Below are 20,729 nucleotides of genomic sequence, written 5' to 3'. Positions count from 1 at the left end.
TGCCCTGGCATGGCGTTGGCAATTCATGTCCTGACGGGCAAGGCCAAAGGGCAGGAGTATCTGTTGCCGGAAGATGGCGATTTCATCATCACCAGCGGCGGCGGCGAGGAACTATGTTTCAACGAAGGAGCGGGTAAACCGCTGGCCGTTTTGAAAGCTATCAAAGACCAGGTCACCCTCCAAGATGCCGGTGCCCCCGAAGGAGTATTTGTAAACCGCAAGAAATGCGCCGAGTCGCCGCTCAAGGAAGGCGACGCTGTGCGCATCGGCAAAACGCGGTTCATGCTGGTCAAGGTCATCAAATATAGTCCTGTGGCCAAAGCCGCCCGCGCACGCGCCGCCGACAAAGGCGAAAAAGTGGCTGCGCCAGCCAAACCCGCTCCTGCACCGCGCACTTCCACCAAGGCGCCTGCCCCGCCGCCGCCAGCGGTGACGTCCCTGCCTCCGCGTCGGGACACCACAGCGCTCAAACGCCCCCTGTACGAGCTGCCTGAATCCGGCACTTTGCAGGAACACTCGCTGGGAGAGTTGCTCCGCTTTTTCTGTGCCGCAGGCCAGAGCGGCGTGCTCAGTTTGATGATTGAAGGTGATATTGGGGCGGTGCAAATTAACGAGGGCCAGATTGCCGATGCCTTCATCGCCTCCAGTCCAGCGCCCAGTGCCAAACGCGCGTTGTACCGGCTCTTCCGCTGGAAACACGGCGATTACGTCTGGCAGCCGGGCGAGGCGCATCCCATCGAGCCCAGTCTTCAGGGGCAATCCCTGCAAACCATGCTGGCCGAGGCCGAAGCGGAAAGTGAAGCCATCGAGGGATTGTTGGCTGCCCTGCCCCCGCCCGAAACCAAATTGGCGGTGGGCAATCTTCCCCGCGGCGCCCTGGCCAAATTAAGTCCGCCGGAGATGTTTATTGTGGGTCTGGTCCGATTGCACGGGACGGTCCGCGCCATCATTGACCATCATCCGGAAAATGACCTGGTGGTTTGCCGCCTGCTGGTCGGCCTGCTGCGCCGCAACATCCTTTGCATCCCCACCACGCCCTGATTCCTTCCCCGCTGCCCCCTCCCGCTGTCCAACACCAGGCTTGCAGCTCAAGGCCCTCCAGCGGCAAAATGCCAGCCATCGTTCAGGCTTATGGAATGTAAAAAAGCGCTCAACCTCAAACGCTGCAATTGCAGCTACCATCCTTGTTCACGCAAAGGCATCTGCTGTGAATGCCTCCATTACCACCTCAGCATGCGGCAGCTTCCGGCCTGTTGCTTTCCCGCCGAGGCCGAGCAAACGTATGACCGCTCCTTCGAGCATTTTGCCCGGCTGGTAGGCGCAGGAAAAATCTAATGGCCGCCCCCCCCGCCCTCGCGGGGAGGCAGGCTTGCACTTGCGGTTTGCCGCAAAGGATGTAGAGTAAATCAGACTAAATTGGTCTTGTTAAATCACGGGAACCGAGGAACACGGCAGTATGAGCGAGAAAAAGTTTTATTACTTTGACAACAATGCCACCACTCAGGTGGCCCCGGAGGTCATTGAGGCGATGTTGCCTTATTTGCGGGATTTATGGGGCAATCCCAGCAGTGCGTATAAATTTGCCAATGAAATTCACAAGGGGGTGGAGAAGGCCCGGGAGAAAGTGGCGGCGTTAATCAACGCCGACCCCAAGGAAGTGGTGTTCACCAGTTGCGGCACGGAAAGCAACAATGCGGCCATTCACAGCGCGCTGGCCACCCAGCCCAATAAACGCCACCTCGTCACCACGGCCGTGGAGCATTCGGCCAACATCAATTACGGCGAATACCTGCAAAAACAAGGCTACGAGGTCACCTATCTGCCGGTGGATTCGGAGGGGTTGCTGGATTTGAAGGAAGTGGAGCGCGCCATTCGTCCGGACACGGCGATGGTTAGTGTCATGTACGCCAACAACGAGACGGGCGTGGTCTTCCCCATCAAGGAAATTGCCGCCATTTGCAAAGCCAAAGGGGTTCTCTGCCATACGGATGCGGTTCAAGTCCCCGGCAAATTGAAGCTGGATGTCCGTGACCTGGGCGTGGACTTTCTCTCCCTTTCCGCGCACAAACTGCACGCGCCCAAAGGGGTGGGCATGTTGTATGTAAAACGGCGCACCAAATTCCAACCTTACATCATCGGCGGCCACCAGGAACGCGGCCGCCGCGGCGGCACCGAAAATGTGGCCAGCATCATTGGCTTTGGCCGGGCCGCCGAACTGGCGATGGAGCGTTTGCAGGAGGAGAATACGCGCGTGCGCGCCTTGCGCGACCGGTTGGAAAACACCATTCTGACCACCATTCCGCACACCTTCCGCAACGGCGCCAGGGAACCGCGCCTGCCCAACACCTGTAACATCGCCTTTGATTTTGTGGAAGCCGAAGCCGTGTTGCTGTTGCTGGACCAGGTCAACATCTGCGCTTCCAGCGGCTCAGCCTGCACCACCGGCTCCCTGGACCCCTCCCATGTGTTGATGGCCATGGGGCTTTCCCCCATGCGCGCCCGCGGCAGCGTGCGCTTCAGTCTGGGCATCTACAATACCGAGGAGGATGTGGACTACCTCCTGCGCCATCTGCCCGGCATCATCAAGAAACTGCGCGACATCTCACCGCTGAACCCGGACCACCCGGACAATGTTAATTACGACGTGGAAGCCGCCCGGGTGAAACACGAGCAGGATTTGGCGGAGGCCATGTCCAAGGAAAGCTGATTTGGGGCAACCAGGTTCCCCCCCCCCGCCGCCTGGCTTTGATTATAAAAGGGCATCCACCCTTTAAGAGTGGATGCCTCTTTTATTTTGGCCGCCGCGCCGCCAACGGCGCCGGCCCCAACTACACCTTCTTGACTTTTTCCCAGCGGCCGGTCTTGGCCGACTTCAAGACGGCGTCGCAAACATATTGGGTTTCGAGCGCCTCTTTGAAGGTGGGGCTGGCGGGTTTACCGCTGGCCACGCCCACCAAGAAATCATTGAGTTGATGGACGAAGCTGTGCTCGAAGCCAATCATCAGCCCCGGCACCCACCATTTGTCCATGTAGGGATGGTCGCCGCCATGGTCCGTGACATGGATGCTGCGCCAGCCGCGCACCTTGCCCTGGTCCCGATGGTCAAACCATTGCAGGCGATGCGCATCATGCAAATCCCACGCAATGGAGGCATGTTCACCGTTAATCTCGAAGGTGTAGAGCGCCTTGTGCCCACGGGCATAGCGTGTGCTCTCAAACGTGGCCAGCGAGCCGTTGCTGAAGCGGGCCAGGAAGGCGCAGGCATCATCAATGCCCACCTTCTCCACCTTGCCCGTCAATTGATGCAGGCGCTCCTTTACGAAGGTTTCGGTCATCGCGTTGACCTTTTCAATGCTCCCATTCAGCCATAACGCCGTGTCAATGCAGTGCGCCAGCAGGTCACCGGTCACGCCGCTGCCCGCGGCCTTGACGTCCAAACGCCAGAGCGCGTCACCGCCCTGCGGCACGTCCTTGGAAATCGTCCAATCCTGCAGGAATTTGGCGCGATAATGGAAAATGCGCCCCAACCGTCCTTCCTCAATCAATTGCTTGGCCAGCGTCACCGCCGGAATGCGGCGGTAATTGAAAGAGACAAAGTTGGGAACCCCAGCTTTCTCCACCGCCTTCACCATGGCGAGGGCTTCCTTGCCGTCGCGCGCCAGCGGCTTTTCACAAATAATCATCTTGCCGGCCTTGGCGGCGGCGATGGCCACCTCGGCGTGGAAGTTGTTGGGCAGGCAGATGTCCACCAGGTCAATGTCATCGCGTTGCATGACCTTGCGGTAATCCGTTTCATAGCCCTCAAAGCCCCAGCGTTCGGCGAATTTCTTCGCCCGCTCCTCGTTGACATCACAAATGACCTTGAGCACCGGCCGGTAGGGAACATCGAAAAAGTTCCAGACCTTGCGGTGGGCATTCGTGTGGGCGCGGCCCATGAAGCCGCAGCCAATGACTGCTACATTCAGTGGTTTCATATTGCTTCAGGTTTGATGGTTCTTCAATCGCTTGCCTTGTTTCGCCGCCCGCAGACTCAGGCCTTCCAACCGTGATTGTCGCGCACCTGAATCATGGCAGCCAGAATGTCATTCCACGTTTGCTGGCGCATCATCACCTCGTTGGGGAACATGCAACCGTCCCAGCAAATGTGCTTGAATTTTTTGGTGACCCGGCCCTGCTCATCCCGCATCCAGTATCCGGCGTCCCGGGCAATGTTCAGCTTGCCATTGGGGTCAGTGGCCATGCAGTGTTTGCCGGTTTTCTCATGCTCGCCGGAGCCTTTCACGGTGGCGTCATTCTGGGCCACGTGAAAATCAATCGTCCAGGGCCGCAGGGCTTTGGTGAGCTTTTTCATGGCCTTGTGGAACACCTCGGGCTCCCACCGGAAGTTGGCCGGGACCAGGCGGTGCTCCGGCGCGTTGTAGCCGAGCACATACAAAAGCGTATGCGCCATGTCGGCCTGGAAGCCCAGGTACTTGGGCATGTTCACCCCTTCCAGCACCTGCAACATGTACTTCCAACTGTGCATGCCCCCCCAGCAAATCTCACCCTCCGCCGCCAGGCGTTCGCCGTAATCGCGTGCCACCTTGGCCGCCTCCTTGAACGTGGCGATGATTTTCTTCGTGTTGCCTTTGGGGTCTTTGTCCCACTCGGTCACCCCGCAGGCCGAATCAATCCGCACCACGCCGTAGGGCCGAATGCCCAGCTCGCGGAATTTGGCGGCAATGCGGCAGCCCTTGGCCACCTGACCCACAAATTTTTTCCGCTCCTCCTCGCTGCCCATGGCCGAGCCGCCGCCTGTGGGCGGCCAGATGGGCGCCACCACCGAGCCCACCACCAGGCCTTTGGCGGCAATTTTCTCCGCAATGCGCTTCAGGTCATCATCACTGGAATCAATGTTGATGTGCGGCTCAAACAGGAAAATGTCCACGCCGTCAAACTTGATACCGTCCACCTCCGCCTGGGCGGTAAGGTTCAACATGGTGTCCAGGTCAATGCACGGCTCGGCACCGGGGCTGCCTTTGCCCACCAGGCCCGGCCACATGGCATTGTGCAGTTTGGGGTAATTGTTAATGTGTTCGCTCATAAGTTCTCCCTTGCGTCAAAAAGATTGACGTTGACCAGAAACATGCGGTTGCACGCTCGGTGTTCCATGCGTTTGCTGTGTGCTTGCTGCGCCAGAGGATGCCCAAGCCCCGCGCGCATGGCAACGGCAAAATGCGGCGGTCCAGCCCCAATTTCGAGAAAAAAGGCACACCCAAAAACGAAGTGTCTGGCCCGCCAGAGCCAGACACTTCAAGCCGGAGCCTCTATACGCTGTGCGCGGGCGTTACTTCGCCTTCACGTCGTAACACAGGAGCACATCCTGATCGCGCAGGTACAGCTTGCCATCCAACACCACGGGATGGGGCCAATTATCCTTCCCGCTTTGGTCCGGCGGCGTGAATTTGCCTTTCACCTTGTAGGTCTGAGGATTCGCTTCAATCAACGCCACCAGCCCCTTGCTCTTGCGCTCCTCGCGAATAATCAGATGACCGTCAGCATACACCAGGCAGCCTTTGCCAAACTCTTTTTCCTGCCATGTGGCTTCGCCCGTCTTGAAGTTCTGGCAGGTCCAGCCTTTGCCATCCGAAAAACCATAAATGAACTCGCCCAGCCGCACCACGCCGCCGTGGTGATTTACCATGACCTTGTTGGCCCAGACCTGCTCCGCGGAGAACTTGCCGCCAACCGCGGTGACCTTGAAAAGGTTGCAGCCGATGCCGTAACCGGAGGTCACATAAACATGACCGTCATAATAAACGGGGTCCGGAATCACCGCCGTGGCCCCACGCCGGTCCGCCCGCCACAAAAGCGCGCCATCAGCCGCCGCCAGGCCGGCAATGCTCCGCGCCGTCAGTTGCAAATACTGGCGTACCCCTCCGATTTCCACCGGCATCAGCGAGGCATAATGATGTTCATCCGCGTAATCCTTGCTCCGCCAGACCAAATCGCCCGTCTTCTTGTTCAGGGCCACGATATTGCCCATGCTGCCGCCGGGCGCGAACACCACCCGCTCGCCATCCACCAGCGGCGAGGCGGCAAAGCCCCATTCCGGGCGCACCCCCTGAAAGTCCTTCTCATAATCCTTTTGCCAGAGAATATTGCCCGTTGCTGCATCCATACAGGCAATTTCCCCAAATTGCGCCACCACAAACACCAGGTTGCCGTCCACCGTCGGCGTGCAGCGCGGCCCCGCAAAACCACCCCAGCCAGGCGCGCCCGATTTTCCAAAGGGAGTGCTCCACAGCAACTTGCCGTCAGCGCGATTCAGGGCATGCAGGTAAGTTTTGTCGCCCTTGTCGCCCTGCACGTAAATGCGCTGGCCCACAATGGCCACCGTGCCATACCCTTCGCCCAGACCGGTGGCCTTCCAGGCCAGTGGCGGGCCAGCCGCCGGCCATTCCTTGAGCAGGCCGGTATCGGGAGAAAGGCCATCGCGATTGGGGCCGCGCCATTGAGGCCAGTCCGCCGCCTGAGCCAGCGAGGTAATCAACCCTAGAACCACCAGAGCAACCAGCGAGGTCGTTGTGCCAGATTTTTTCATAAACATTAAAATATCGTTGCCAATAGTTAGACCGGCCCAGTCCCGTTGTCATTCATTTTTGGCGCATATTTTAACTTTCCACAGCCAGCGCCTGCCGGTAAAGCCCTGCAAAATCATCCACCCTCAACGGCCGGGGATTGAACTGGGCCGTCCATTGGCGGGCCGCCTCCGCGGCCAGCATGTCCAGTGCCCCCTCAGCCTGCGGGCAGGCCCTGGCCAGGCAGACCAGTCCGGACATGGCGCGCCAGTGCTCCAACGTTTGCGCCAGCGTTTCCGCGCCGTCCCCTGTTCCAGCCAGCCGGCTTAATTCGTTATAGGCCTCGCGGGCGGCCGTATCCGCTGCGTTAAAGCGCACCACGTGTGGCAGCATCAAGGCCACCGCGTGGCCATGCGTCAGGTCAAAGTGAGCCGTCAGCGGGTTGGCCGCCGCATGGGCCGCGCCCAGCATGCTGTTTTCAATCGCCGTGCCGGCAAAGGCCGCGGCCAGCAACATGGCGCCTCGCGCACTCAGGTCCTTTGGCTGCCGGAGCACCCGGGGAAATGCTTGCGAGGCCAGCCGGAAGGCCTCCCGCGCGTATAGCTGCGAAATGGCATTGCGCGAGCGGGTCACGCTGGTTTCCACCGCGTGGGAAATGGCATCCAATCCCGTGCAGGCCGTGACGCGGTCCGGTTGCGACAGGGTCAGTTCCGGGTCCAGCAATGCTGCCCGCGCGGCGGCTTTGGGGTCCAGGCAGGCCATTTTTTGATGCGTGTGCTCGTCCGCAATCAAGGCGGCGCATTGCATTTCACTGCCAGTGCCGGCCGTGGTGGGAATGGCCACCAGGGGCAACATTGGTTTGGAAGCTTTGCCCACCCCCCAATAGTCCTGCATCCGGCCGCCATTGGTGAGCAGGAAATTGGCGCCCTTGGCCGTGTCCATCGCACTCCCGCCGCCCAACGCCACAAATGCCTCTATGCGCCCGGCGCGCGCCACTTCCACGCAGGCATCCACACAGCGGGTGGTGGGATTCGGCCGCACCTCATCAAACCGCAACACCTCCACCCCCGCAGCCTGCAAGATGTCTTGCAGACGACTGGCATGCCCCGCCGCGGCCACCCCGGGGTCGGTCACTAAAAGCACTCGCGTGGCCGGCAGGCCCCGCACCACCTCGCCGGCGCGGGCCACACAACCGTTGCCGCAAATCATGCGCGTGCGCGGCTGGTAATCGAAAGCCAGCCGGTCGGCGAGTTCCTGCCAAGGGTTGGCCATCAGGCACAGCCTCCCATGACGGCCACGCCGCCCGCCGGGCTTTCCTCAATCTCCAACGCGCGCCGCCGGTACAGGAACTCAAACAAATTGCCCTCGTGGGGCTGGTCCCAGGCAATGCGGGTGGTGGGAATGGCCCCCAGATTCAAGCGCTCAATCAACGGCGAGTCCAGGAGGGCCTGTCGAAAAGCCGCGTCCCGGGTAATGGCCGTGACCACCAGCGATGGGCCAATTTGGTTTAGCATGTCCGCCTGCGGCACCTCCACCACGCTGGCATAGGGGAACAGAAATTCCCGGTTGGCCAGGGGATGCTGGAACGTTTCACAGCGCACAATCGTGGGCCGCAAATATACCGCCCCCCCCTGCCGCACCAGGCGCGGTCCCGGCCGCTTGGAAGCGGTCACGTCCACCGCCCCTGGAGTCTTCAGGCCCTCCTCAATCGCCGCGTCAATGGCCTCCGCCATTTTGGGGTTGGCAAAAGCTGACAACCGCGCCAGTTCATCTTCCGGTGGCGCCGGGCCGATGGTGGCCAGGCGTTCGGCCAAAGCCGCTGCGATTTTGTCTCCGTGGCGCGGCGTCACGATGGCACTGGCGTTGATGCACGAGCGCCCGCCATTGTCGGCAATGCTGGCGGTCATCAAGTCCAGGTACTGCGGCCAGCAATCCACTTCATCCTCGCCCAACAGGATTTTGCTGTAACCAGGACCGTGGATTTGAATGCGGGGGTCGTTGGCATACGGGCGGGTGGTATTCTGGTCCCCAAACAACAACACACGGGCGCAAGCGCGCAATATTTCGGCTGTGCCCTCATGATCGGTGGGATAAAAACCAAAGGCTTCTGCCGGCGCCCCGGCCGCCAGAAAGGCCTGAATCAAGCGGTAAGGGGTCCATGGTTCTTCGCGCCCCGGTTTGATGAGCACAGGGATTTTAAGGGCAATGGCCGGCAGCCACAGGCTGTTGACCGCGGGCGAATTGCTGGGCATGACCACCCCAAGCACTTCCGTCACCGCATGAAAAGCGCACATGGCGCCGCTGACCCTGCCCCAACCGCGGTCCAGTACTTCCGCGGGCAATCCACGGGTCAGGCCGTTGAGAATCTCACCCATGCGGGACAGCGCCTGATGAATCCGCTGCATGTTGCGGCGCACCAGCATATACGGCAGGCCGCTGGTGGCGCTCAGCGTCACCACGTAATCCTCCGACGACTGCTGATGGCCACGGTCCCCGAGGGGAAGTGTGCCATGCAAAAAGGCCTCGCCGGCCCGGGCGCAGATGTCCACCAACTGCGCCGTGCTCAGACGCCGCAAGGCCGCCCGCCCCTCGGCGGCGCGTTTAAGGTCCTTGCGCAACAGCCCGGCGTTGACCGCGCTCACTTCTGCGCACACCGCACCGCTGCGGCAATCTCTCACCTCATTAAACTCCAGGCTCCCGTAGGGGCGTCCCCACCGCAGACAAGGCAGATGGGGCACCTCATGCATCTTGGGCGCGTTCATCTTTAATACACCCCCTCCACGATTTGCTTTTGCATGGCGCCAAACGGGCGTACCTCGGCCACCCCATCCCAGGCATAAGGCGCGCGCGGCGGCCGCCGCAGGGCTTCATCGCGCTCCAGAAAGCGCGGCATGAAAAACTCTTTGGTCATGGTGGTCAGCTCCACCCGGCCCCACTGTCCATAAGGCACCAGTTGCGAGGTGTTTTCCGGGTCCACCACCCGCAAGACGGCCCGCGGCTGCGGCGCGTAATAGGTAATGGAGTAATGGTCTTCAGGGGTCAAGGGCACGCTGGCCGCCAATCCCATGAGCGTATTGCCATAAGTGGGATAAAATCCGATGCGGTTTTCCAGCACTTCCTCAATCAAAAACCGCACCTGCTGCGGGGGCATGGACGTGCCCCCGCAAAACACGCCACGAATACCAGCCTCCCAGAGGTTGATTTTTTCCCCCAGGGCCTCCAACAACTTGGGGGTGGTAAACAGCGCGCTGATGCGACGATGTTTCATCAACACCACGGCCTGCTCCACCACATGCTCCATGTAGGCGCGGGCTACTTCAAATTGTTTCTGCGCAATTACCCGTTTCACCCAGCGCGGGTCCAGGTCCACGAAATAGCACGGGCTGCCCCGATAATTGGCCAGATGTTCAATCGCCAGCCGCAGCCGCCGCGGGCCCGTGGGGCCCACCATCAGCCATGCGCCGCCACGGGGAAAATGCTCGTCCGATATTTTTCCACTGAACTCTTCATAATCAATTTTGTAGTCGTCCCACCCGATGCGCTGTTTGGGCATGCCGGTGGTGCCCCCCGTTTCAAAGATGTTATAGGGACGCCCCCGATAGGCGGCCGGCACCCAAACCTCCGGCTGCTGATCCCGCAGCCATTCATCCTGAAAATGCGGGAACCGCGCGATTAAATCCGCAAAGGAATGCACTTCCTGCCGCGGATCCCATCCCGCCTGCCGGGCCCATTCCAGCCAGAAAGGACAGCCGGTTTCGGGGGAAAAATGCCATTCAATCATCTGGCGCGTGTGCGCGTCCAGCGCCGCCTGCGCCCGGGCGATTTCGTCTGCAGTTACGTTGCTCATGTCTGATTAGTGGGTGATTAAATCTTCAGGCCACCGGCGCGAGTTGCGCCTGGGCCGGTTGGTTGACCGGCGCCGCCTGTTGGGGAGGGAAATATTTATTCAACGTGGCCGCCGAAGGCGGGCGGGTCAGCAGCGAGAACACCACCATCATCACCGCCGAGCCCAACACCATGAACATTACCGGCAAATAGCCGTAAATCGTCACATTGCCCGGCGTGCGCAAGAACAGATTGCCCAATTCGGGGAAAATGGGCACCGGCGGCTGGCCGGCCTTGGGAGCTATATCAATGCTGTATTCAAACAGCCAATAGGTGCCCACCATGGAAGCGGCCACCCACACCACCGAGGCCAGCGCGCCCCACTTGGTGCTGCGCTTCCAGAACAGCGCCGCCAGCATCACCGGCGCCAGCGCGGCAAAGCCGGAAAAGGCAAACCGAATCGCCAGTTCAAAAATGCCGGCCTTGTCCTTCAACTCGATGGCAATCAAGTAGGCCACCACCGTAACCGCCACCACAAAGGCCCGGCCCGTCCACACCTGCACCTTGTCGCCGAAGCGCTCCTTGCCGCCGTAATAGGCAAAGACATCCTCCGTGAACATCGTGCACAGCGCCAGAATTTGGCTGTCCGAGGCCATCACGCAGGCCATGATGGCAGCCCCCAGCAAACCCGAAAGCGCCAGCGAGGTGTTGGCCGACAACAGGCGCAAAATCACATCATCGCTCTCGCCCGGCTTGAGCCCGGGGAACTGGCCGGCCGCCACCACCCCCAGGAATACGCTGGGCAGCCAGATGAGCATGATGCAGATGGGGTAAAAAATGACCGTGCGCTTGAAGGAGGCAGCCTTCTTCGCCGTCATGCACATGATGGCAATGTGTGGAAACATGATTGAGGAAAGCGGAATGAAGGTGTAACTGAAAAACTCCTCCACCGGAATGCGCTCGCGGGTCAGCAACGGCGCTGTCTTCGGATTGGCCGCCAGCCCTTGGATGAGCTGCTCAAAACCACCCAGATTCCGGCCAATCAAAATGAAGGCGAGCGTGCCAAAGCACAGGAACATCACCGTCTGAAACGTGTTCACCCAGGCCGTGCCGCGCATCCCGCCGAAGAAGACGTAACTCATCACGACCAGCGCCACAATGGCGCCCCCCACCTCATAGCTGACCAGGTGTTTGGGCTCCAGCACCGTTTGCCCACCGCGCATCACCTCCACCATCACCGGTTTTTTATCCGGCCCCATCACCGTGCTGATGGCCTCCAGAGTCTGCCCGCCGCCCATCACGCCAATGATGATGTAGGGCACCAGCATGGCGGCAGTCAGGGCAAAGATGGCCGTGCCGATATGTCCACATTCCCACCGGTCCCGAAAGTATTGCACCTGCGTCATGTGCCCGTACTTCTTGCCCAGCGCCCACAAACGGGTCCCGATGAAGAAGATGGTGAGCGGGATGACGAAACCCGAAGCAGACGCCATCAAGCCATATACGCCGATACCCCGTTGATAAGCCAGACCCGAGCTGCCGAGGATGGCAAACGCGGTCATGTTCGTGCCAAACAACGACAGCAGAAACACCCACGTCCCCAGGGAGCGGCTGGCCAGAAAGTAATCCTCACCCGATTGCTTGCCTTTGCGGAAGGCAAAAATGCCAATATACAGCACTATGGCAAGGTAGATGAAAACAATGATGGCGGGATTCATGATTCCTGGCCCTCCTTGCCGTGCTGCAGCTCACTCTCGGTTTTATCCAGCTCGGCCGGCCAGGCAAACTTGACCAGCACCGCCATGGTGATGGACGCCAAAATGGAATAGCCCGCGTGATATGCCAGTCCAATGGGCAAAAAGCCAAAAATCAATGGCTCAATTTTCCGCCAATTCCAAAAATCCTGGTGCAGCAGGTACACCACCACCAGGAACGCTGCCAGGAGTATTTTTTTGCGCATGGGATTTTATTCAGTGCGGCTGGCGACGTTGTTCTGACGTTCAAAAGCAAACAAATGCGTCTGCGTGGCCACATACAACACCCCGTTGGCCACCACGGGCGTGCTGTAGATGGGGGCCCCCAGATTCACCTCGCTGATGATTTTCTTTTCCTTGTCCGCCGCCATGATGAGCAAATCGCCGTCTTCGTCGCCCAAATACACTTTCCCATCCGCCAACATGGTGGAACCCCACACGTGCGCCTTCACATCATGGGTCCAGTGCAGCTTGCCGGTCTCCGCATCCAGGCAGTGCAGCAGGCCGCTGAAATCGGCCACAAATAACAGGCCGGTCTTGGGGTCAATGGAGACGGTGGAAATGCTGCGGTGAATCCCTTTATAATCCCAAATAAGACCGCTCTGAGTAAGGTCCCCTGACTTGGTGGCATCAATACAAACCAGCCGCCCCACCCCCTCGCCATGCTCAGGGTCCTGCCCAATGGCCACATAGACCCGATTCTTGTAAAAGACCGGCGTAGCATTGATTTCACTGGGACCATCGGCATCCGGATACTTGATTGGCTTGCCATCCTTCATCTTGTATTCCGGCGGATTGCAATCGAACTTCCACACCAGCTCCAGCAGGTAATCCTCGCCGTCCTTTCGCGGCTTCGCATCAAAGGCATAGCAGATGCCGTCGCCCCCGCCAAAAAACACCAGGGTGCGGTCACCCACCTTGCCCGCTGAAGGCGAGCTCCACTGCCCGTGGAAGAGCCGGGTGCCGATTTTCTCCACATCCTCCCCCGCCAGCTTGCCCGTAATTTTGTTGACCGCCACCAGGCTGGGCGCCAGCGGCGACGGCACATTCGAGTGCGTCCAATCCTGACCATTGGAAGTGCAGCCAAACACCAGGTCATCCACAATCAACAGCGAGGAATTCGAGCCGTTGTGCGGAAACACCCCCAGCTCATCCATCATGTCGAAGACCCAGATGATGTCCGCGTCTTTCGGGCCCAGCGTCGCTTTGGGTTTGCCGGGGCCCACCACATACTGCGCTTCGTCCTGATAAGGGCCGTCATTGCCATTGGCCAGCCCCTCCACATCCAGACACATGATCTCGCATCGGGTGGTGGTGACATAGACCCGGTTGCCCTGCACCGTGGGCGAGCTGAGCAACCCCAGGCTCTCCCAGTCGTTGACCTTGCCGGAAGCCAGTTTGGGAACCACCAGTTGCCATAAAAAATCGCCGTTCTTTTCATCGAACACCATGAGGATGCTGCGATCGCCCTTGTGTTGCGGATCGCGCGGCTCATCGTTGTTGGTGCCCACAAACACCCGCCCATTGGCAATGGTCGGGTTGCCGTAACTTTGGGTCCCCAGCCGCACGGCCCACTTCAGGTTTTTTGCGCCGGAATAGTCGTTCTTTTCCGGGGCTTTGCCCGGATGCACCACGTCCGGCAACCCGGTGGCGGCCGAGTACATATTGCGCCCCGGGTCATGGCCCCCCCACTGTGGCCAATCCGCGGGTTTCTGGGCCAAGGCAGCACTTGCCACCAGCAAAAGCCCCAGCCCGAGCGTCCGGTACTTCGATTGATTGCGATTCTTTGTTCTCATGGGAAATTAAAACTTCATTAATGCCATTTGTGATGACGAAAAACCGGTAACAGCGCACACCTACCGCCCAACCCGGTCCCTCCCAGGCCCGGCTGCCAGGCGGGACAGGCGATGCGAAGGGCCACCAGCGCTGCCCGCCCGGGGGCTGACTTCGCGCCAGCTTCTTCTACCCATCGGTCGCACCCTGAAATCGGAGTTTTGGCGTATTGCCGCATACGGATTACTGATGTTGAGCCATTGTGCTCAAGCATCTCCGCCCTGCCACGGCTCACTTCCCCTCCGTGGGGGTCACGCGCACATTGTCTATGTACACCCGCATTTCCTGGGGAGAGAAACCATACAGCCCCGGCGAACCGGCGGTGTGCGCCGTGGCGTGGCGGGCCTCCAGCGTCCAGGCCTCCGGCTCCGGGTCCCCGCGTTTCCATGCCTTGGCACGGACAATGCCACTGCCGTCCGGCAGGTTGTCCACGCGCGCTTTGAGCCGGTACCAGGTGTTGGCAGACCACGCAAAGTTGGGCGGGCTGCCGGTGGGCGGCACACGCAAACGTTCCAAGTTGGAGTTGATTTCAATTTTTTGCTCATTGCCTTTGAGCACTATCAGATAACGCTGCGCAATGACGCCCACATCCGACATTTTGCGCCGGTTGCCCTCGCTCATGACATCGGCCTCGATGGTGTAATTCCGCATGTCCGGCCGCCCGATGAACACAAAGGCGCGCTGGAAGAACTTGTTATCAATGGTTTTCACCAGCGCCTTGTTGCCGTCCTTTTCGCGCACTTCAAATTTGGTGCGCGCGCCAATCCAGGGCAGCGGCGGATAGGCAAACGGCGTGGGCGGCTCCATGGTGTTGGTGGTGGTGTAGTTCAGGCTGAAACTTTCAAAATCCTCAAACATGGGCAGGCGGGCCAAAATACGTCCGCGCGCATAGCCCTTCAGCCCATTCCACTCAGCCTGAAAGGCGCCCGCACTGGTGGTATTGGTCGGCGCGGCCACCAGTCGTCCCTCACTGTCGAAAGTGGCGTTCAGCGTCGCCCGCACCAACGCTGTCGGCGGCACATAATGCGCCCATTTCACCAACTTTGAATCCACCCGCTCCTGCACCACAAAGCCCTTGGCATCCAGCGCCCGCACCCGAAATGACTTGGTTTCACCAGGCAGCAGCAGCACTTCATTGGGAATGATTTGCAGTTGCGCCGCCGGCCCTGGCGCTGGCCAGGCTGGCTCCGCGGGCGGTGGAGGCAAGGTGGCAGGCTGTTTGGGGCCAAAGCAGTAGAGCTTGCTGGCGGTCTGAACATAGACGCGGCCCTTATAGACCGCTGGGGAACCAAAGCACCGGCCATCCAATTCCAGATGGGTCAAGATTTCGGCATTCGTGCGTCCCGGCCGCACAATGTAAAACGCGCCCTTGGTCCCCGCCTCTCCCTGGCTTTCGGTCTTCCCCGCCGGGTCATCCAAAATGGGCACGTAAAGTTTGCCGTCAGCATAGAGGGGACAGGAATTGCGCTGCTCGATGCCCAGTTTCAGTTTCCAGTGTATCGTCCCCGTGTTGGCATCCACACTGCACAAATCGCCCTTCTCCGCCACGATGTACACCGTATCTCCCACCAGGATGGGCGAGCTGGTGGACGAGGAGATGTCGGCGCTCCACAATTCCAAATCGGCACGCTGATACTCCTTGACGCCGTTGGCGGTGGCGTCGGCGGGGTCCATGTCAGGAATCTTCAGCGCCACCATCTGCCCCAGCTCATAAGGCGTGCCAAAAACGGCAATCACTTTGTCATTTTTATGCACCAACACCGTGGCATTGATGCCGGCTTTGAACAGCGGCACGCGCCAGAAAGGCGTGCCCGTGCGCGCGTTCACACAGACCACGCTTCCATCACCTGAAGCCGTGTAGAGCACGCGGTAGCCCTTGTACCAACCCAGGACCGGATGCGAAAACGAGTTGTCCATCGGACGCCCGCCCGGACTGCTGGCCCACACCGGTTCACCTGTCCGCTTGTCAAAGGCATAGATGCGGTCACCGCCCGGCCCCTGCGCGCCCCAGTTGGCCGTGATGCCCCGCACAATGACCAATTCCCCGTCAATTAAAGGGGAGGCCGTGCGGCTGTTGGGGAAGGTCAGCCGGCCAAACAACTCCATCAAATGATGTTGCCACAACACGCGCCCATCACGATCGAAAGCACTCAACAATCCTTGCGTGCCTTGGGAATAGATATTGCCTGTCTCGGGGTCCACCGCCGGACTGGCCGTGGCATAACGCAGATATATGGTGTCGCTCAGGTAATCATTGTAGAGCCGTTGCCACAGCTTTTGCCCGGTCTCCGCATCAAAACATGCCACCCCCTCCTGTAAATCGGGGCCTTCCCCCAGATACCCCATGATGTACAGCCGCCCATCGGCAAGCACCGGCGTGGATTTGCCGGGAAAGTCGGCCGTCCACAAATGATTCTCGCCATTCAACACAATCTTCTCCGGCAGGCCGGTCTCACGCGATACCCCGGTTTGTTCCGGACCGCGCCAGGCCAGCCAGCCGGTGGCGGCGGGCAAACAGGGCGCCGCCACCATCAATCCGGCCAAAAAAAGCAAGGGCCAAGCGTCCCGCCGCAGCTCCCGGCGGAGCCGGTTGGCACTCTGGTCAGCATTAATCATACTTCTATTCTCCATTTCAGTTTTGAATATTGTATTGCGAAGCGCACAACCGCAAATAATTATTACCTGTGCGTAATAATCGTCCGCAACCATTGCCGAAGCCGCCGCCCCGGCGCCTGCCCATCCTGCTGCGCCGGGCGTGGTTTAGTCTCAACCAGGCCTTCCGCCGCCGTTGCGCGGTGCTGGGGCTGACCCCTGACCAATACACCGCCCTGCGTACGTTGTATGAGGGGGGCAGGCAGGGCATGCGCCAAGGGGACCTTGTGCAGGCCATGAGCAGCGACCCCAACACCATTGCTTCACTGCTCCGCCGCATGGAAGCCAGTGGCTGGATTGAAAGACATCCCGAAGAAGAAGACCGCCGCGCGCGCCGGGTGCGATTGCTGCCTGAGGGCCGCCGCCAGTTCTTCAAAGCCCGCCGCGTAGCCCTCGCCTTGCAGGCAGAAGTATTATCCTGCCTGCCCCAGAACGAGCGGGAAACTTTCCTGGCCCAATTGGAACAAGTGGCCAATGCCTGCCGGCGCAGCGCCCTGACGTCGCCACTTGGCGCCGGTGGCCCAGCCCACACCGTCAGTCCAGAAATGCCGGACGATATGGTTTGACGCTCCCTTCCAACTCCCCTACAACGCCTGCAATGAAAACAACTGCCTCGCCCACGCTGCACCGCGCCGCCATTCTGGCGGCTGGCCTTGGTTTAATGTTCAACCTTGGGCCGGTTTCCGCCGCCGACTGGCCCCAATGGCGCGGCCCCCAACGCGACGCCATCTCCCGCGAAACCGGCCTCGCCGACTCCTGGCCGGAGGAAGGCCCCCCGTTGCTGTGGGAGATGCGCGGTCTGGGACGCGGTTACTCCAGTGTGGCCATCGTGGGTGGGCGGCTCTACACCATGGGAGATATGGACGAGGAAGGCCAGCGCTCGCAGTTCCTGCTGGCACTGGATTTGAACAACCGCCAAATCTCATGGAAACTGCGGGTGGGGCCGCCGCACCAGGACGGCTCGCGCTGCACCCCCACCGTGCATGATGGGCGCGTGTATGCCTTGGGCACCGAAGGTGACTTAGTCTGCGCCGAGGCCAATACGGGCAAAGAACTCTGGCGCAAAAACCTGGCCGCCGATTTTGGCGGACGCATGATGAGTGGCTGGAAATTCAGCGAATCGCCGCTGGTGGACGGGGAGAAACTCATCTGCACTCCCGGCGGTCCGCAGGCGGCGCTGGTGGCCCTGGACCGTAAGACCGGTGAAGTTATCTGGAAATGCTCGCCACCGGCCGGCGCCAATCTGGGCGCAGCCGCCTATGCCTCGGTGGTCATCTCCGAAGCCGGCGGCGTGCGGCAATACGTCACGTTGCTGGGACGTGGCGCCGTGGGCGTGGATGCCCAAAGCGGCAAACTGTTATGGCATTACCCGCGCATTGCCAACGGCACAGCCAACATCCCCACCCCGGTCACCGATGGCGACTTCGTTTTTGTCTCCACCGGCTACAACACCGGCAGCGCCCTGCTGCGCCTCATTAAAACCGGTGACACTTTCAAGGCGGAAGAAGTGTACTGGCTCGGCCCCAATGTTTTTCAGTGCCATCATGGCGGCTTTCTCAAATTGGGGGACTATATCTTCGGAGCGCATGGGCACAATGGCGGCAACCCCATTTGCCTCGAAATGGCCACCGGCAAAGTCATGTGGTCCACCAACCAGTTGGGACGCCGCAGCGGGGCGGTGCTTTGCGTGGATAAAAAACTGATTTTCCGCTACGAAGATAATACCGTGGTGCTCCTCGATGCGGACCCGGCCGCCTACCGCTTGCGCGGCAAATTTAATCTGCCGGGTCGCCCGGGGCTGGGCGGGCCGGGGTGGGCGCACCCTGTCGTGGTGGGAGGCCGCCTCTATTTGCGCCACAACGAATATCTCTTTTGCTACGATTTGCGCAAAAGCTGACCCGGGGTGAAAACCTATCAACTGCACGTCGAACAAAGCCTGCCACGCCCCCTGGCCGAGGTGTTTCCCTTTTTCGCCGATGCCCGCAATCTGGAGCGCATCACGCCGCCGTGGCTGCACTTTTCCATTCTTTCCACGGATTTGAGCATGCGCGTGGGCTTGAAAATTGATTACCAGCTCAAATTGCATGGCATTCCCCTGCGCTGGCAGAGCGAGATTACCGCCTGGGAGCCGCCTTATCGGTTCGTGGATGAACAACGCCGCGGGCCTTACCGTCTCTGGCGCCATGAACACCGCTTCGTGGCGGAAGGCCAAGGCACGCGAGTGATAGATGAGGTCACCTACGCTCTATGGGGCGGATGGCTGCTGCAACCGCTCTGGGTCAAACATGACTTGAAGAAAATCTTTGACTACCGCCAACAGGTCATCGCCCAGTTTCTGGGTCAGTCCTCCGCAACCGTTTGAAATGAAAAGCAGCAGAAAGACCCTTAACGGGTCGTTTCCTCAAAGCGAATCACCGTTTCGCCGGGTCGCGCATAGCCCAATCGCTCACGCACCAGCCGTTCCACCGTCGCCGGGTCCTTGCTCATGGCCTCAATCGCCGCGCGCATGCGTTTTTGCTCGGCCTCTTCCTGCTGAATTTGTTGGTCCAACTGGAAAATGACCGCGCGCATCCGCTCATTTTGTTTGAGCAACGGATGATAAGTGATGGCGACCATGGCCCCTACGGCCAGGACAAACAACCACATCATCAGGCGGGTTAATGCGCCCCAAATGTTAACGCCAGCATTCATTGGGCTGCGTTCTTTTTAATGCTTTTTTATGAAAAGGGAAATATAATTTTTTATTATTTTGATTTTTTTGCATGACCGCGTCCTCACTCACGCGCCCTTCCTCGAAAGCCTCCGCCTGCGGCTGCGGGATGAAACGCCGCGCCTTCCTGCGCACTACGTTTGCCGCCCTTTGCCTCCCCTCCTTGGCCCGAGGCAACGGCCCCTCTCCCCTGCCCTCCTTTGACCGGTGCCTCGAACATTTCATGGCCGCCCGCAACATTCCCGGCGGGGCACTGGCCATCTTGCGCCACGGCCGTCTGGTTTATGCGCGGGGCTATGGCTGGGCCCAGCGTGAACAACAAATCCCCGTTCAACCCACCACCCTTTTCCGCCTGGCCAGTCTCTCCAAACCCATCACGGCGCTGGCCATTCTGCGGTTGGCGCAGGCCAGGCGACTTTCCCTGGATGAGCCGGCCTTTGACCGCCTTGGACTCGCCCCGCTGCCGGGCAAAACGCGCGATCCCAGACTCGAGCACATCACCATCCGCCATTTACTTCAACACACCGGCGGCTGGGACCGTGCCGTGAGCGGTGATCCCATGTTCATGTCCCATCCGATTGCGCGCGCCTGCGGTGTGCCCTCTCCGCCAGGCCCGCGCGACATCATCCGTTATATGATGGGCCGCCCCCTGGATTTTGATCCCGGCACGCGCCATGCCTATTCCAATTTCGGCTACTGTGTCCTGGGCCGTATCATTGAAGCAGTAACCGGCCACCCCTATGAAACTTGGGTGCGCCGCGACCTGCTGACGCCGCTGGGCATTCGTTCCATGCGGCTGGGACGCTCCCAACTTCGCAATGCCCACCCTGGCGAGGCGCACTATTACATGGCGGACAATCGTACCGCCCCCAGTGTTTTTGAGGAAGTGCCCTCTGTCGTTCCGGCGCCTTATGGGTCTTTCTGTCTGGAAGCCATGGACGCCCACGGCGGCTGGCTGGCGTCCGTGGTGGACTTGATGCGTTTATCCGCCGCACTGCCTGGCCATGGCGGTAGCCTGCTCACTGCCGAAATGTGGCAGGAATTGGTCCGTCCCCCTGCGCCGCCGGTGGCTCGCGATGCGCACGGCCGCCTGAATGATATGTATTACGGCTGTGGTTGGCTGGTCCGCCCCATCCAAACCCCGCCCGGCCATAATATCTGGCACAGCGGCAGCCTGCCGGGCACCTTTACCTTCTGGGTCATCCTCAGCAATGGCATGGCTTGGGCCGTCCTGTTTAATCAACGTCGCGAAGCCAATGGACTGCCCGACACCGAGATTGACGGCCTTCTTCACCTGGCCGCTGCCCATGTCCAGGAGTGGCCTGAAAGCGACGAATTTCCGCGCTATTATCGCCCTTCGTCCTAGTCCCCCTTGAGCTTGCTTAAAAGCCGTGA

Annotated in this window: 18 protein-coding genes; 7 read left to right on the top strand and 11 right to left on the bottom strand. The window is 60.1% G+C overall.

Features of this window, described 5'->3' with window-relative positions:
* Positions 1 to 9: 9 nt before the first annotated feature.
* The 3 genes from NXS98_RS02350 (at position 10) to nifS (ending at position 2,707) form a co-directional block, all read left to right on the top strand.
* Positions 10 to 1,041: a DUF4388 domain-containing protein gene (locus NXS98_RS02350; protein WP_283846862.1), complete on the top strand. Its 1,032-nt coding sequence runs from the start codon at positions 10 to 12 to the stop codon at positions 1,039 to 1,041.
* Between the two features lie 90 nt (positions 1,042 to 1,131).
* The gene (locus NXS98_RS02345; RefSeq protein ID WP_283846861.1) at positions 1,132 to 1,335 is read left to right on the top strand and encodes a DUF6485 family protein; all 204 of its coding nucleotides are present in this window, start codon (positions 1,132 to 1,134) and stop codon (positions 1,333 to 1,335) included.
* Positions 1,336 to 1,456: 121 nt separating this feature from the next.
* Positions 1,457 to 2,707 (top strand): cysteine desulfurase NifS, encoded by a 1,251-nt coding sequence (gene nifS, locus NXS98_RS02340; protein ID WP_283846860.1) that lies wholly within the window; start codon positions 1,457 to 1,459, stop codon positions 2,705 to 2,707.
* 121 nt (positions 2,708 to 2,828) lie between these two features.
* Here the strand turns inward: nifS and NXS98_RS02335 are convergent, their stop codons facing one another.
* The 10 genes from NXS98_RS02335 to NXS98_RS02290 form a co-directional block, all read right to left on the bottom strand.
* The gene (locus tag NXS98_RS02335) at positions 2,829 to 3,974 is read right to left on the bottom strand and encodes a Gfo/Idh/MocA family protein (RefSeq protein ID WP_283846859.1); all 1,146 of its coding nucleotides are present in this window, start codon (positions 3,972 to 3,974) and stop codon (positions 2,829 to 2,831) included.
* 56 nt (positions 3,975 to 4,030) lie between these two features.
* Positions 4,031 to 5,083, bottom strand: a complete 1,053-nt coding sequence (locus tag NXS98_RS02330; protein WP_283846858.1) for a sugar phosphate isomerase/epimerase family protein — start codon at positions 5,081 to 5,083, stop codon at positions 4,031 to 4,033.
* A 243-nt stretch (positions 5,084 to 5,326) separates the two neighbouring features.
* Positions 5,327 to 6,583, bottom strand: coding sequence for a BamB-related PQQ repeat family beta-propellar protein (locus tag NXS98_RS02325; RefSeq protein ID WP_283846857.1), 1,257 nt, complete (start codon positions 6,581 to 6,583; stop codon positions 5,327 to 5,329).
* Positions 6,584 to 6,653: 70 nt separating this feature from the next.
* Positions 6,654 to 7,832: an iron-containing alcohol dehydrogenase gene (locus NXS98_RS02320; RefSeq protein WP_283846856.1), complete on the bottom strand. Its 1,179-nt coding sequence runs from the start codon at positions 7,830 to 7,832 to the stop codon at positions 6,654 to 6,656.
* A complete protein-coding gene (locus tag NXS98_RS02315; RefSeq protein ID WP_283846855.1) occupies positions 7,832 to 9,322 on the bottom strand; it encodes an aldehyde dehydrogenase family protein in 1,491 nt (496 codons plus the stop codon). Before NXS98_RS02315 ends, NXS98_RS02320 begins: the two co-directional genes overlap by 1 nt.
* Positions 9,323 to 9,324: 2 nt before the next feature.
* On the bottom strand, positions 9,325 to 10,407 hold the full coding sequence (locus tag NXS98_RS02310) for a hypothetical protein (protein WP_283846854.1): 1,083 nt from the start codon (positions 10,405 to 10,407) through the stop codon (positions 9,325 to 9,327).
* 25 nt (positions 10,408 to 10,432) lie between these two features.
* Positions 10,433 to 12,103, bottom strand: coding sequence for a sodium:solute symporter family protein (locus tag NXS98_RS02305; RefSeq protein WP_283846853.1), 1,671 nt, complete (start codon positions 12,101 to 12,103; stop codon positions 10,433 to 10,435).
* Positions 12,100 to 12,345, bottom strand: coding sequence for a DUF3311 domain-containing protein (locus NXS98_RS02300; protein ID WP_283846852.1), 246 nt, complete (start codon positions 12,343 to 12,345; stop codon positions 12,100 to 12,102). The genes NXS98_RS02305 and NXS98_RS02300 overlap by 4 nt, the downstream gene beginning before the upstream one ends.
* Before the next feature lie 6 nt (positions 12,346 to 12,351).
* Positions 12,352 to 13,935: a BamB-related PQQ repeat family beta-propellar protein gene (locus NXS98_RS02295; RefSeq protein WP_283846851.1), complete on the bottom strand. Its 1,584-nt coding sequence runs from the start codon at positions 13,933 to 13,935 to the stop codon at positions 12,352 to 12,354.
* Positions 13,936 to 14,203: 268 nt separating this feature from the next.
* Positions 14,204 to 16,588, bottom strand: coding sequence for a BamB-related PQQ repeat family beta-propellar protein (locus NXS98_RS02290; protein ID WP_283846850.1), 2,385 nt, complete (start codon positions 16,586 to 16,588; stop codon positions 14,204 to 14,206).
* Between the two features lie 68 nt (positions 16,589 to 16,656).
* Between NXS98_RS02290 and NXS98_RS02285 the strand changes: the two genes are divergently transcribed.
* Genes NXS98_RS02285 through NXS98_RS02275 form a run of 3 tightly spaced genes read left to right on the top strand, consistent with a single transcriptional unit; the run spans position 16,657 to position 18,986 of the window.
* Positions 16,657 to 17,190, top strand: coding sequence for a MarR family winged helix-turn-helix transcriptional regulator (locus NXS98_RS02285; RefSeq protein WP_283846849.1), 534 nt, complete (start codon positions 16,657 to 16,659; stop codon positions 17,188 to 17,190).
* Positions 17,191 to 17,222: 32 nt separating this feature from the next.
* Complete coding sequence (locus NXS98_RS02280; protein WP_283846848.1) at positions 17,223 to 18,521, top strand: PQQ-binding-like beta-propeller repeat protein; 1,299 nt, start codon at positions 17,223 to 17,225, stop codon at positions 18,519 to 18,521.
* Between the two features lie 6 nt (positions 18,522 to 18,527).
* Positions 18,528 to 18,986, top strand: a complete 459-nt coding sequence (locus NXS98_RS02275; RefSeq protein WP_283846847.1) for an SRPBCC family protein — start codon at positions 18,528 to 18,530, stop codon at positions 18,984 to 18,986.
* Between the two features lie 23 nt (positions 18,987 to 19,009).
* Here NXS98_RS02275 and NXS98_RS02270 read toward each other — a convergent pair whose 3' ends face one another.
* Positions 19,010 to 19,315 (bottom strand): FtsB family cell division protein, encoded by a 306-nt coding sequence (locus tag NXS98_RS02270; protein WP_283846846.1) that lies wholly within the window; start codon positions 19,313 to 19,315, stop codon positions 19,010 to 19,012.
* 71 nt (positions 19,316 to 19,386) lie between these two features.
* Here NXS98_RS02270 and NXS98_RS02265 point away from each other — a divergent pair, with 71 nt between their 5' ends.
* Positions 19,387 to 20,700, top strand: a complete 1,314-nt coding sequence (locus NXS98_RS02265) for a serine hydrolase domain-containing protein (protein ID WP_283846845.1) — start codon at positions 19,387 to 19,389, stop codon at positions 20,698 to 20,700.
* Positions 20,701 to 20,729: the final 29 nt, after the last annotated feature.

Origin of the sequence: Fontisphaera persica (assembly GCF_024832785.1) — a bacterium.
Lineage (GTDB): Bacteria > Verrucomicrobiota > Verrucomicrobiia > Limisphaerales > Fontisphaeraceae > Fontisphaera > Fontisphaera persica.
The sequence above is the reverse complement of the archived record's forward strand: the minus strand, read 5'-3'. Positions and strand labels throughout refer to the sequence as shown.

Bases quoted from the DNA above. Each gene is read 5' to 3' on its own strand.
- NXS98_RS02300 (WP_283846852.1), bottom strand. From the start codon at position 12,345: ATGCGCAAAAAAATACTCCTGGCAGCGTTCCTGGTGGTGGTGTACCTG.
- NXS98_RS02290 (WP_283846850.1), bottom strand. From the start codon at position 16,588: ATGATTAATGCTGACCAGAGTGCCAACCGGCTCCGCCGGGAGCTGCGG.
- NXS98_RS02305 (WP_283846853.1), bottom strand. From the start codon at position 12,103: ATGAATCCCGCCATCATTGTTTTCATCTACCTTGCCATAGTGCTGTAT.
- NXS98_RS02295 (WP_283846851.1), bottom strand. From the start codon at position 13,935: ATGAGAACAAAGAATCGCAATCAATCGAAGTACCGGACGCTCGGGCTG.
- NXS98_RS02310 (WP_283846854.1), bottom strand. From the start codon at position 10,407: ATGAGCAACGTAACTGCAGACGAAATCGCCCGGGCGCAGGCGGCGCTG.
- NXS98_RS02330 (WP_283846858.1), bottom strand. From the start codon at position 5,083: ATGAGCGAACACATTAACAATTACCCCAAACTGCACAATGCCATGTGG.
- NXS98_RS02325 (WP_283846857.1), bottom strand. From the start codon at position 6,583: ATGAAAAAATCTGGCACAACGACCTCGCTGGTTGCTCTGGTGGTTCTA.
- NXS98_RS02315 (WP_283846855.1), bottom strand. From the start codon at position 9,322: ATGAACGCGCCCAAGATGCATGAGGTGCCCCATCTGCCTTGTCTGCGG.
- nifS (WP_283846860.1), top strand. From the start codon at position 1,457: ATGAGCGAGAAAAAGTTTTATTACTTTGACAACAATGCCACCACTCAG.
- NXS98_RS02270 (WP_283846846.1), bottom strand. From the start codon at position 19,315: ATGAATGCTGGCGTTAACATTTGGGGCGCATTAACCCGCCTGATGATG.
- NXS98_RS02280 (WP_283846848.1), top strand. From the start codon at position 17,223: ATGAAAACAACTGCCTCGCCCACGCTGCACCGCGCCGCCATTCTGGCG.
- NXS98_RS02320 (WP_283846856.1), bottom strand. From the start codon at position 7,832: ATGGCCAACCCTTGGCAGGAACTCGCCGACCGGCTGGCTTTCGATTAC.
- NXS98_RS02350 (WP_283846862.1), top strand. From the start codon at position 10: ATGGCGTTGGCAATTCATGTCCTGACGGGCAAGGCCAAAGGGCAGGAG.
- NXS98_RS02345 (WP_283846861.1), top strand. From the start codon at position 1,132: ATGGAATGTAAAAAAGCGCTCAACCTCAAACGCTGCAATTGCAGCTAC.
- NXS98_RS02335 (WP_283846859.1), bottom strand. From the start codon at position 3,974: ATGAAACCACTGAATGTAGCAGTCATTGGCTGCGGCTTCATGGGCCGC.
- NXS98_RS02265 (WP_283846845.1), top strand. From the start codon at position 19,387: ATGACCGCGTCCTCACTCACGCGCCCTTCCTCGAAAGCCTCCGCCTGC.